This window comes from Shewanella sp. Arc9-LZ (assembly GCF_010092445.1).
In the GTDB taxonomy this organism is placed as follows: Bacteria; Pseudomonadota; Gammaproteobacteria; order Enterobacterales; family Shewanellaceae; genus Shewanella.
The window spans coordinates 3,024,769-3,037,042 of the sequence record NZ_CP048031.1 but is presented as its reverse complement, the minus strand read 5'-3'; the positions used below and the strand labels follow the sequence as shown (position 1 = coordinate 3,037,042).

Genomic DNA, 12,274 nt, shown 5'->3' with positions numbered 1-12,274 from the left:
TGCGTTGACAGTTTACGGGCTCAGGGTATCCTAGCCAACATAAAATCAAAATAAAGGAATGAACCATGTCGTTAGCTGAAGTTCGTCACGATTGGCAAAAAGCACAAATTGAAGCATTGTTTGCGCTGCCTATGAATGATTTATTGTTTAAGGCTCACAGTATTCATCGTGAAACGTTTGACCCTAACGAAGTGCAGATAAGCCGTCTTTTATCAATTAAAACCGGTGCATGCCCTGAGGACTGTAAATATTGTCCACAAAGCGCACGCTATGACACTGGCCTTGAAAAAGAACGTTTGCTTGAAATTGATAAAGTATTAACCGAGGCTAAAAGTGCTAAAGCTGCTGGAGCATCGCGTTTTTGTATGGGGGCAGCCTGGCGTAACCCGCGTGACAAAGATATGCCATATTTAACGCAAATGGTAAAAGATGTTCGTGCCTTAGGCATGGAAACCTGTATGACATTAGGCATGTTGTCATCTGAGCAGGCCGGGAAATTAGCCGATGCTGGTTTGGATTACTACAACCATAACCTTGATACCTCACCAGAATATTACGGCGACGTTATTACCACTCGCACCTATCAAAGTCGCTTAGATACGCTAACAAACGTACGTGCATCTGGGATGAAAGTCTGTTCTGGCGGCATTGTTGGAATGGGCGAACAAGCCACAGATCGTGCAGGTTTATTGCAACAATTGGCCAATTTAGAACAACATCCAGATTCAGTGCCAATCAACATGTTAGTCAAAGTGGCCGGAACGCCGTTTGAGAATATAGATGATCTTGACCCGCTTGAATTTGTGCGCACCATTGCTGTAGCCCGCATTATTATGCCTAAGTCGCGGGTACGTTTATCTGCAGGACGAGAAAGCATGAGTGATGAACTGCAATCTATGTGTTTCTTTGCCGGTGCTAACTCTATTTTCTACGGTTGTAAGCTATTAACTACAGCAAACCCAGAAGAAAACGATGATATGAATTTGTTCCGTCGTTTAGGTTTGCACCCGGAACAAGGCCCACAAGCCCACATTGAAACAGATAACGCATTATTAGCCAAAGCTAACGCCATACAAGATAAGTCGACCAAGCAGTTTTTTGACGCAGCAGCGCTGTAATTTAGCATGACGTCATTAGGCCTGCCTGCGATTGGGAAACACCCAATAGCTTTAAGGATAAGTGAAAAGCTTGCTGAACTAAACGCAGCAGGTCTTTTACGCCAGCGACATGTGGCAGCAACGTCGCAACAGTCAGTATTGATTGATTTTAGTCATAATGATTATTTGGGTTTAGCCCATGAACCAGCGTTAGCACAAGCACTTTACGACGGTGCAACAGTATATGGTGTGGGCAGTGGGGCATCACCGCTTGTAAGTGGTTATAGCCAAGCCCATGTGGCGCTGGAACAAGGTTTATGTGAGATTACCGGTCACCAAGCTTGTATGCTGTTTAGTTCAGGCTTTAGTGCCAATAGCGCGTTAATGAAAACCTTGTTTAACCCCGATGATACGGTCATTGCTGATAAATTGGTGCATGCCTCTGTCATTGACGGTTTAAAAGACAGCGGCAGCAAAATTAGCCGATTTTTGCATAACGAAATCAATAGCGCTGCCCGCATTATTGAACGAAATCCCAATACCGCAGTGGTTACCGAGAGCGTATTCAGTATGGACGGCGACATAGCCCCCATTGTTGAGCTATCGGATTTATGTAAGCAACATGGCTGCTGGCTCATTGTCGATGATGCCCATGGTTTTGGGGTATTACCAAGCTCGTTTGTTAATGCCGATAATGTCGATATTCAAGTCGTCACCTTTGGTAAGGCGCTAGGCTGCCAAGGCGCCGCTATTTTAGCTTCCACAGAAGTGATTGATTACTTGGTTGCGACGTGTCGTGAGTATATTTACTCAACCGCTTTAGCGCCAGCCAATGCTCAATTAGCATTAGCGGCAATTAATTGGCAACAAACTCACCCAGAATTATTGGAACAATTAACGGCTAATATTGCATTGTTTAGGCAACTCGCATTAGTAAATAAATTGAGTATTACGTCTTCTACTACCGCAATTCAACCGATTATGATCGGTGATAATCATCAGGTTATCGCTATTGCGCAGCAGTTAAAACAACAAGGTTTTTTAGTTGGTGCTATTCGTTCACCAACCGTGCCAAAAGGTCAGGCGCGTTTGCGGATTACTTTAAATGCACAGCATAAAGCTTCTGATATTCAATCACTTGTGAGCACTTTAACTCAGCTTATTCACCAATATAGTGATACTGACGCAAAGCTAGGTGCATTAGCGCCACAAACAGTGGCTAAATAAATCGTATCAATGAGACTCTCATGACGTTAGATAATCCAGTGGCAAGCAAATTTTCAATCGCCGCATCTCATTACAAGCAACATGATGTATTACAACGTATTACCGCTAAGCAATTATTAGACAATGCGCATCTATTTGGCACCTTACTTGATGTCGGTGCCGGTCCTGGTACGAGTTTTCATGCCTTTGATGTTAAGCAGGTCGTTGCGGTTGATATCGCTCATGGCATGCTTAAGCAATTAACCAAACAACACCCTGATTATTTACCGATATGCAGCGACGCACAGGCGCTTGGATTACAGAGTGCTTCCATTGACAGTATCTATTCTAATTTAGCCTTGCAATGGTGCCAAACGTTACCACAAGCATTTGCTGAGTTTCATCGAGTATTGCGACAAAATGGTGAGTGTCATCTTAGTGTAGTTGTTGATGGCAGTTTGGCTGAATTACAAACATTAGGCTTTAGAGTTAACCCATTTTATTCCGTATCGGCACTTAATGCCGCATTGAGTGCATCTCATACGACTGTGGATGATTGGCACAGCATTGATATCCATGTTGAGAGTATTAGCGTGCATTTTGATGATTTGCGCAGCTTGCTGTACTCAATAAAGGGTGTGGGTGCGTCGTTTGCTCAACAAGACGAAAACAATTCAACACAACATCAGCCACTCACAAAGCAACAATGGCAGCAACGCATCGTACTTGCAGAAACAATGCGTACCGATAAAGGCTTGCCATTAACTTATCAAATTGCGTATATCCGCGCCAAGCGAGGTTGAAACGATGTTGTACTTTGTGACAGGAACCGATACCGACAGCGGTAAAACCTTAGTTTCGGCTGCATTATTATCCAAGGCTCAAGGCCATAAATGTGGCTTTAAACCGATAGCATCAGGATGTATATCCACCGACGCGGGCTTACGCAACAGTGATGCCTTAATGCTAATAGCTCAGTCGAATATGGATTTACCGTATCAAGTGGTGAATCCTATTTGTTTTGAACCCGCTATAGCGCCGCACATTGCTGCCAAACAAACTAATCAAACATTAACGGCTCAACGTGTACTTGATACTATGTACCATCCCGCGATGTTAGATGCAGATTTTGCCTTGATAGAAGGTGCTGGTGGCTGGCGTTTACCACTAGGTAATGGTGAGTATTTATCTGAGACTGTTAAATTATTGCACGCCAAGCTACAACAAATTCAGCTGGTTCAAGGTCAAAAGGCGATATCTCAGGTTGAGGTTATTTTAGTTGTAGGCATGAAACTAGGCTGTTTAAACCATGCGTTATTAACTCAAGAGGCTGTGTTGGCCGACGGATTGTCGATAGCGGGGTGGGTTGCTAATCAAGTGGACCCTGATATGGCTTTTATTGACGATAACCTCAACAGTTTACAGCAGATGATGCAGGGACCATTTTTAGGTTATGTGCCTCATTTAGCCAATGCAACAGCTGAACATGCCGCGAGTTATCTGCAATTACCGAAATAATTCGTAGTCGAAAATATTAAGCCCAACTTTGCCCGCAGTTAGCTTTTCAGTATGAGCAGGCAAAAGCGGGCGATCAATCAATTGATATTACCAGAATGATTAGTTTGCGATTGGCATCACTCTATTACGACCTAAGCGTTTTGCTTCGTACAGTAACTTATCGGTTGCTTCAATTAATTGCGATACATTTTGCTTAGGTTTCCATTCAGCAACACCAAAAGATGCGGTTATCGAATCAATAACCTTGTCACTGCGTCTGTCTTTGACACTGAGTTTTTCGAGCGCTCTGCGAATGCCTTCAGCTAATTGTCTAGCAACTCTAAACTGACTACTTGGCACAATAATGGCGAACTCTTCACCACCAAAACGGTACAATTTAATTCCGTCACGGCAGGCTTCTTGGATCCGTTTCGCAACGGTTTTTAGGACTAAATCACCAAGTTGATGACCAAAATTATCGTTGAAGGTTTTAAAGTGATCAATATCAATTAAAATCATGCAGGTACCCGCAGGGGCTGAACTTATTTGCGCTTCAATATCAGTGTTAAATGCACGGCGATTTAACACATTGGTTAGGGCGTCAAATAGCATGTCTTTTTCAGATTCAGCTAAACGAGTTTTGAGAGTATCAATCTCTGATTGAGCTTTTTGGAGTTGTTCGGTAAAACTCACGGTACTAGAACGGATGCTGGAAGATTCTTTAACGATATTTCTAATAATACCAATCACTTGCTCGAGAGAGAAACCTTTATTTTCAAGATCGCTTAATTTTTTAAAATCTTTATCAATTTGATTTTGAAATGTCTCAGTGTCCAAATTAGTATCTTTGAGTGACTGAGATAACTCACATACCATAGCATCAAGGTTCTTACGCATGTCGCGCACATCTAGCTCAACCGGATCAGCCACATGTTTACGATATAACAATTCGCTGGTCACTGGTGAACAGGTTTGATTTTGTTTTACTGCAGTATCTAACTCTTGATTAAGTAACGGGTTTTGTTCACCCACGTAAGCATACCAAAGCGCGTAGTTTGTTGGTGTTGTGGGTATTCTATATTTTAACATTAACGGAACAGCTTTTTTCAAATTGGCTGCAGCGGTTTGCAGTAGAGTGTTCGACATTAAGTGCCTCATGATCCGGGCTAAGGAAAAACTTTAAAAAATCTACAATTGAAGTAAATATAACAATAATAGCAGAGTTTGTACCATGATATTATAGTGATACAAATAACAAAAAAGCATCCGAAGATGCTTTTTAGTGACTTGAATCATATTAAAAAACGTAAGAGACAGCAAACATTGGGCCAGTAAAGCTGTAGTTTATATTGTAATCAAAAGTACGCTGTTCAATATTACCGACATTACGTGTTTTTTCGATTGTTACATCAACATCATAATAGTTGTAAGCCAGTTTTAATGACCAATTATCGCAAACCTTAGCTTCAACACCTAAACGGATATCGATAAGTGATCCATCTACATCATCATATTTGATAGCAAAATATTGGGCGTGAGCATCAAATGTCCAACCAGGATAAAATTCGTAAGAGCCGTAAAGGCCAATGTCTGGTAGAGGCGCCGTTAGAGTATCGTCTATCACTTCAGGTGTTGCTACTGCATCGTTGCATAAACTGGTTAAAGTTGAGTCAGGCACGCAAATACCGATAGTGCCTTTAAAAGCGGTTTCGATAAACATGGTATGTATACCAACGGATACTCCAACAGCGTAGTGAGTTCCTTGCCATATGTCATAACCATAGCCAATTCGCAGAATATCAATATTGAGTTCGGTATTCAGTTTGGCGCCAGTTTCAATCAGGTAGTCTTTTCCATCAATATCTTCAAGAATAAAATCTTCTGATACCGTTTCAGTGTCTGCTTTGCGATCCAACGACTTCCAATCAATATAAATACTATGGCGTTGGTTAAAAGAGAATGTGAATTCAAAGTAGGGTAAGTATTGCTCTTCAGCAAGTAGCAGTTCATCTTCAAAGTCTACCGGGAATGTTCCGCCTGTTTTAGGGTTTGTAGCGATGAAGTTTGAATCTGAATTAGCATAAAACATACCGATATCAAGGGTATATTTATCGGTAACTGTTGAGTTGTTAGTTGATAGCTCCGTTTCTGCCGCAGCAGTTCGAGTACCTAATATCAACAACACTATACAAATAAAAGATCTTATCATTGAAACTCCGCATTTATTATTTTTTCTATCACAGGATATGCGTCTTCATATGATGCTTTTGTCGAATTTAATACCTAACCTATTCAGCGCTGATATCCCAAATAAGGATTATCAAAATGCGCAGCCATAAACATTAAGTTAAAATAAAAACGACAAACTGTTCAGTGCATATACTAGCACCTTGCTACTAAATGTGAAGTATTTGTATAGAATTATTGCGCTAAATCAAGTTTTCGTTAATAGCTTGAACTCAACGGTGTAAAAACAACCATTCCAGCGAAAAGTCAACACGAATAAAGGCGCCAGAGCATTGGCGTAGCTGCGGTGGGTGACAAAAATGTGACATAACAAGAAAAGTAGAGCAGGATGTTGACTCTACTTTTACTACTTATATAACAAATATGTTACATGTTTAATGTGGCGACTTTAGCCGTTGAAAGATAGTTTATTCTGACTCATCGGTGTCAGAAGCATCTTCTTCTACATCGTCAAATTCAATTTCAACTTTAGAGCTTGCTGGCGCGTGAATTGTCCCAACAACAGCATAAAATGGTTTGCCTTTTGCTAGACGACAATATTTAGACCACAATAGCTCCATTGGTGTTGTTGCAGGTTTTTTACCCTGTAAAACGTTAACAAATTGGTCTTCGTCAACATGACAAGGTAACTGCGAGCCATCGGCTAAATTTTTCATTGCTTGACCGTGTTGTTCAAGCAACTCAGCTTCCTTATTGGTAAAATCACCACAACGTTTAAATCCTTTTGGGAAATTCACGTCATCATAGAAGCGTTTAGTAGATTGAAAACTGTTGCTATGACCATTGGTGTTAGCATCAATACCTTGTTTTGCATTGATAAATGATTGCTGAGACATGGCTAATACCTTCTAGATTATGAGATATAAAGATTTGCAACTGGAGTATTGGCTAGTATTATCATTTTTTAAATCAAAATATTTTGTCCTTAATGGTAAAGAATTTTTATGGATACAGATTTATTAAAAACCTTCTTAGAAGTGTCCCGTACTCGACACTTTGGTAAAGCGGCTGAAAATCTATACCTCACTCGAAGTGCTGTCAGTTTTAGAATAAAGCAATTAGAAAATATTCTGGGTATAGAGTTATTTGAACGCTTACGTAACAACATTCAACCAACTCCGGCAGGTGAAAGAATGCTCGGCCATGCTGAGGCCGTGCTTAACGCCTGGGAAAGAGCAAAACAAGATATTATTTTAAATCAGCAGCACAGTGCTCAGTTAGCGTTGTCGGCTGGCGATAATATTTGGGATGCTTTTTTACAAGGTTTTTTACAGCCATTACATTTAGGCTTGGAAGGAGTGGCTTTAAGAACGGATGTGTTACCTGCAACAGTGATGACTCGTCAACTTATTGAACGAACCTTAGATATTGCGATTACGTTTGATCCTCCAAAGCTTGATGGCGTTATATTAGTAAAGCTTGCTGAAGTAAAATTGTATTTAGTCTGCAAACAAGCAGGCGTTAAGCTTACTCAAACACCTACTTTACCTTATATAAAAGTAGATTGGGGCACTGCCTTTAATATCACTCATGCTCAGGATTTTACCATGTTACCTTTGCCGGTATTACATACAAGTTCTGCTCGTATGGCGTTGGACTTTATACTTAATAACGGTGGATGTGCATTTTTGCCTGAAGCACTCATACAGCCTTATTTAGATAACGGGACTCTGTATGTTGTCGATGATGCAAAATGTATCCATCGGCATGTGTATGCTGCTTATTGGGCTGAAAATGAAAGACTTGCTTATATTGAACAAGCCATTTCAATTTTGACTACCGCTAAGCACACTGAATGATATTCGTCTGGCTGTTATTAAAACAGTAATGGCCAAATAACGATGCCCCAAGTGATGGCACATAATACTAAACTGATAAAGACTGCTGCAGAAGCAATGTCTTTTGCCTGACCACTGAGTGGATGGATCTCATCACCAATCCGATCAACTACCGCTTCAATAGCGGAGTTCAACAATTCTACAATCAATACAATTAACACAGTCATGATAAGCAAAATACGATCAGTACTACTGATATTGAGTAGTAGTGCAATAGGTAGCATTAGGCAAGCAAGCACGATTTCTTGTCTGAATGCCGCTTCATTTTTCCACGCTGACTTTAGCCCTAGCATTGAAAATCCTGTCGCTCGAAATACGCGTTTTAGACCATGATTGTTCTCTGGTTTCATTTTGCTCATTATCTTTTTGATGTTCATTCCGTAGATTGTAACATTCTGTTCATATGCATCCAGCAGTTATTTCGGTCTTATGATGTGCTGTAGAGCAGAGAAAATATTTATTTTTGTGCTGATATCTGCCCTCATCATGCATCGTTTTATATCAAAATAAGCCCGACCAATGAATGGATAATTCTTCTGTTTGTACTAGGCTCACTTAACATTACAGATAATCATTTTAAACAGGCGTAAGTCTTTCGTCACGAATGGCAGGTGTTATAACAGTGTTTTGAGCGGTATTGCTCGGAAGTGACTTGATGCCCAATACAGTAAACACTTGAGGCATTGAAATAAACTTTTGAACAAAAACGAAAACGAAAAGACACTAAATGGATTTTATTATTAGCAAGGATTGCATATGCGTAAGCTACCTTATATTTTAATTTTGGTCATTAGTTCACTGCATTGTTTTACGATAAAGAGTGAAGTCTTATCAATTCCTCCTATTCAGTTAGCAACAAAGTATCAACAAGATATCGACGTCACTGAATACTTAATCAGCGAGAAACTCGATGGCGTTCGAGGCTATTGGGATGGCAGTAATATGCTGACTCGCAGTGGCCGAAAAGTGACTCTACCTGCGTCGTTTACCCTTGGTTTTCCTAATACTGCTATTGACGGTGAACTTTGGTTAGGTCGTAATCGTTTCGAAGATATTTCTGCATTGGTTCGACGTCAGCAAGTACCTGATAAAGAGTGGCTGGAAGTCAAGTTTATGATGTTTGATTTGCCACGACATTCCGGCCCCTTTATTGATCGCTATTTAGCAATGAAAATGTTGGTAGAACAAACGGCCTCCATACATTTACAGGTCATTAAGCAGGGGCCAGTGGTTTCAACGGAAGCTTTGTTTACACTGCTTGATTCCGTCGTTAATGCTGGCGGTGAAGGATTGATGTTACATTATCAGCAAGCGCATTATGCTGTCGGCCGCAGTGAGTATATTGTTAAGCTCAAACCCAAATATGACGCTGAAGCTGTAGTGATCGGTCATACAGAAGGTAAAGGTAAATATAGAGGTAAGCTAGGTGCGTTAATCGTAAAAACACCTGCAGGGATCGTGTTTAATATAGGCAGTGGTTTAAGCGATAAACAACGAGAAAATCCACCTTTAGTTGGTTCGATAATTACTTATCAATATTTAGGCTTAACTCAAAAAGGGACACCAAGATTTGCTACTTTTCTACGCCAAAGGCCATCACAATAACGCTCAAACTTGCTGACATGTTGCGTGGTGTATTATTAAATAATAATGGTAAAACTAAATGTAGAACTAAATGTAGAACTAAATGTAGAACTAAATGTAGAACTACAATGGGTAATGATCCTAACTTCGGTTAAGGCATAGGCAACATAATTAAGTGATGGTATAAAACTGGAGATAATGGCGGTTATCAATGATCGATGATAAATATCTTTTAAATGTTCGCTCGGTGTTGTTTGTCTGTATGGGCAATATTTGCCGTTCGCCGACTGCAGAGGCAGTGTTTAGGCAACAAATGAAACGTCACTCGCTTCAACTTGATATCGATTCTGCAGGGACTATTGCTTATCATCAAGGGCATGCTCCAGATAGTCGCAGTATTATTGCTGGCAACAAGCACGGACTTGATTTTTCAGGAATGAAAGCTCGGCAGGTTATCGACGCTGACTTTGAACGATTCGATTTAATTTTAGCGGCAGACTTTGCCAATTTAAATGATTTGAAAGACAGGTGTCCTGCCCATTTACGATATAAATTACAGTTGATATTAAGCTATGGTGATTCGTTAGTCGAAGAAGTACCTGACCCATATTATGGTGGTGAGCGAGGATTTGAGATGGTTATCGATTTACTTGAAGCCAGTTTAATGGCATTGGCGATTAAGTTAGCTAAACGTTGAAATATAATCAATTAACTAAGAAGATTTAACTAAGGCTACTTATCTAGGTTAATTAATTATGGTTACTTAATTCAGGCTACTTAAGCATGGTTACTTCATTCAGACTACTTAAGCATGGCAGTTCACTCTGAATAATAAGTGCTAGGCCGGCATTGATGTTGACGACCTAGACTTTGTTCGGCTTAATCGTTATAACGTTTACCGGATCGTTTAAGTTTCTCTTGCTCTATTTTCTGCTGTTTAATGAGTTCTTTCTCAGCTAATTTACGTGCAACTTCCTCTTTTTCTACTTCAGCCATCGCTGGGGTTTCAAGACTTAATAGTCCGATTTTCCCTGAGCGGTATTCATGTAGTAAGAGTTCAGATACTTTATGGTAATCAACTCGTGCACCAGGACGAAGAGCTCCGCGAGAACGACTGATAGCTTCGAGTAATTCGATATCGCTGGCGGGTAGCGATTGAAGCTTATAACGTTCGCAAATTTCGTCGGGATAGGCTTTAAGGAAATAGCCTGCAGCAAACATTGCCACATCTTCGTATTCCATAGCGGTATCTTTAATTGCACCAGTGACAGCAAGGCGATAGCTACTGGCTTCATTGTCCACCTTTGGCCATAAAATGCCCGGAGTATCCGACAGTACGATTCCGTTACGTAAGTTAATACGTTGCTGACGTCTTGTGACTGCAGGTTCATTACCTGTTTTGGCTATAGTGCGACCCGCCAAGGTATTAATAATTGTAGATTTACCAACATTAGGAATACCCATGATCATGGTGCGGATGTCTTTTTCCATAATGTCACGGTGTGGCACCAGTTTACGGCAAAGATCAGGAATGCTTTTTACCATACTGGGTTGTAAACTTGTGATTGCTGATGCCTGAACGCCTTGTTCACGTTCTAGGTATTCAATCCATTGGGCGGTAACCTTAGGATCGGCTAAATCAGATTTATTCAGTAATTTAATGCAGGGTTTATCACCACGTAGTTGTGACACCATCGGATTTTCACTGCTGTATGGAATACGTGCATCGAGCACTTCAATAACGAGATCCACTTGAGGCATTGCCTCCTCGATCTCTTTACGTGCTTTGTGCATGTGTCCTGGATACCACTGAATTGCCATGATGTTGCCTTATAAACCGGAGAGTAAATACAATAAATACAAAAGTGATATTCTACCTCGTTAGCAGATTAAATGCATAAAAAAAGCGTCCGAAGGCGCTTAGTATCATTGCTAAATGAAGCATTAATGCTTAAATAACGCCTAATTCACGTAATCTTTCCTGTAAATAGCTGTCAGCGGTATAACGCTCTGATAACACGACTTCTGGATTCGGATGCAAAAACAGCGGTAATGAAATCCGTGATTTGGTTTTGTCTGCCCCTTCAGGGTTGATTACCCTATGTGATGTCGAAGGGAAATAGCCACCCGATGCTTCTTGCAACATGTCACCGATGTTAATAATGATGCTGCCAAAATCGCTAGGTACGTCAATCCATTCACCGGTTTTGGTTTTCACTTGTAATCCAGGTTCATTTGCTGCAGGTAATATAGTGATGAGGTTAATGTCCTCATGCGCTGCAGCGCGGATAGCGCCCATTTCTTCATCACCTTTCATTGGTGGATAATGTAAAATCCGCAACAAGGTTTGTTGGCTTTGTGCAATCATGTCTGGTAGTGGAATCGTATATTTTGCCGCAACATCTGCAGGTGTATATTTTTCAATCCAACTGAGTAATTCCGCAGCTAGGGTGTTGGCATGTTCATAATATGCAAGAATATTGGATCTAAGTGAATCAGGAATACGGCCCCAAGGATACACATGATAATATTCTTTGATATCTTTTACATTGTTACCTTTGGCTGTTTCAGAAATCGATGCAGGAAAAAATCCATCGTGTGTTTCTGACTTGAACAAAAAGTCATGTTTTTGTTCAGATTGGAAGAAGTTGTACCACTCTTTATAAATGTCTTCGACAAGTTGCTTTTGAATAGGGTGATTCGATAGTACCCCAAAACCTGTTTGTTGAAGCGATTCAACAAAGCGCTCAGCGCTATCTGGTGCTAAGTAATCAATTGTATTTAGTTTCATTATATTTTCTTATT

13 protein-coding genes are annotated in these 12,274 nt (G+C 40.5%); 7 read left to right on the top strand and 6 right to left on the bottom strand.

From position 1 onward, the window contains the following. Window positions 1-65 precede the first annotated feature (65 nt). The 4 genes from bioB to bioD are packed head-to-tail and all read left to right on the top strand — an operon-like array spanning window position 66 to window position 3,821. Entirely contained in the window at window positions 66-1,118 is a 1,053-nt protein-coding gene (bioB, locus tag GUY17_RS13000; RefSeq protein ID WP_162023394.1) for a biotin synthase BioB, read from the top strand. Window positions 1,119-1,124: 6 nt separating this feature from the next. Further along, on the top strand, window positions 1,125-2,324 hold the full coding sequence (locus GUY17_RS12995; RefSeq protein WP_162023393.1) for an 8-amino-7-oxononanoate synthase: 1,200 nt from the start codon (window positions 1,125-1,127) through the stop codon (window positions 2,322-2,324). 20 nt (window positions 2,325-2,344) lie between these two features. After that, a complete protein-coding gene (locus GUY17_RS12990) occupies window positions 2,345-3,106 on the top strand; it encodes a methyltransferase domain-containing protein (protein ID WP_162023392.1) in 762 nt (253 codons plus the stop codon). Window positions 3,107-3,113: 7 nt separating this feature from the next. Then, window positions 3,114-3,821, top strand: coding sequence for a dethiobiotin synthase (bioD, locus tag GUY17_RS12985; protein ID WP_162024362.1), 708 nt, complete (start codon window positions 3,114-3,116; stop codon window positions 3,819-3,821). Between the two features lie 99 nt (window positions 3,822-3,920). On the opposite strand, the gene GUY17_RS12980 is transcribed toward bioD, so the two are convergent. From GUY17_RS12980 to GUY17_RS12970, 3 genes are all read right to left on the bottom strand, one after another. Next, window positions 3,921-4,946, bottom strand: a complete 1,026-nt coding sequence (locus GUY17_RS12980; protein ID WP_162023391.1) for a GGDEF domain-containing protein — start codon at window positions 4,944-4,946, stop codon at window positions 3,921-3,923. A 151-nt stretch (window positions 4,947-5,097) separates the two neighbouring features. Next, window positions 5,098-6,009 (bottom strand): hypothetical protein, encoded by a 912-nt coding sequence (locus GUY17_RS12975; RefSeq protein WP_101086798.1) that lies wholly within the window; start codon window positions 6,007-6,009, stop codon window positions 5,098-5,100. A 445-nt stretch (window positions 6,010-6,454) separates the two neighbouring features. Continuing rightward, the gene (locus tag GUY17_RS12970) at window positions 6,455-6,883 is read right to left on the bottom strand and encodes a DUF413 domain-containing protein (RefSeq protein ID WP_101086799.1); all 429 of its coding nucleotides are present in this window, start codon (window positions 6,881-6,883) and stop codon (window positions 6,455-6,457) included. 108 nt (window positions 6,884-6,991) lie between these two features. Here GUY17_RS12970 and hdfR point away from each other — a divergent pair, with 108 nt between their 5' ends. Further along, on the top strand, window positions 6,992-7,846 hold the full coding sequence (gene hdfR / locus GUY17_RS12965; RefSeq protein ID WP_162023390.1) for an HTH-type transcriptional regulator HdfR: 855 nt from the start codon (window positions 6,992-6,994) through the stop codon (window positions 7,844-7,846). A 17-nt stretch (window positions 7,847-7,863) separates the two neighbouring features. Here the strand turns inward: hdfR and GUY17_RS12960 are convergent, their stop codons facing one another. Then, on the bottom strand, window positions 7,864-8,235 hold the full coding sequence (locus tag GUY17_RS12960) for a diacylglycerol kinase (protein WP_162023389.1): 372 nt from the start codon (window positions 8,233-8,235) through the stop codon (window positions 7,864-7,866). 406 nt (window positions 8,236-8,641) lie between these two features. On the opposite strand from GUY17_RS12960, the gene GUY17_RS12955 reads away from it, so the two are divergent. Beyond that, entirely contained in the window at window positions 8,642-9,490 is an 849-nt protein-coding gene (locus GUY17_RS12955; RefSeq protein ID WP_162023388.1) for a DNA ligase, read from the top strand. A gap of 190 nt (window positions 9,491-9,680) precedes the next feature. Next, window positions 9,681-10,166, top strand: a complete 486-nt coding sequence (locus tag GUY17_RS12950; protein ID WP_162023387.1) for a low molecular weight protein-tyrosine-phosphatase — start codon at window positions 9,681-9,683, stop codon at window positions 10,164-10,166. 182 nt (window positions 10,167-10,348) lie between these two features. Here the strand turns inward: GUY17_RS12950 and ylqF are convergent, their stop codons facing one another. Further along, window positions 10,349-11,290: a ribosome biogenesis GTPase YlqF gene (gene ylqF, locus GUY17_RS12945; protein WP_059745525.1), complete on the bottom strand. Its 942-nt coding sequence runs from the start codon at window positions 11,288-11,290 to the stop codon at window positions 10,349-10,351. A gap of 130 nt (window positions 11,291-11,420) precedes the next feature. Beyond that, window positions 11,421-12,260 (bottom strand): isopenicillin N synthase family oxygenase, encoded by an 840-nt coding sequence (locus GUY17_RS12940; RefSeq protein WP_162023386.1) that lies wholly within the window; start codon window positions 12,258-12,260, stop codon window positions 11,421-11,423. Window positions 12,261-12,274: the final 14 nt, after the last annotated feature.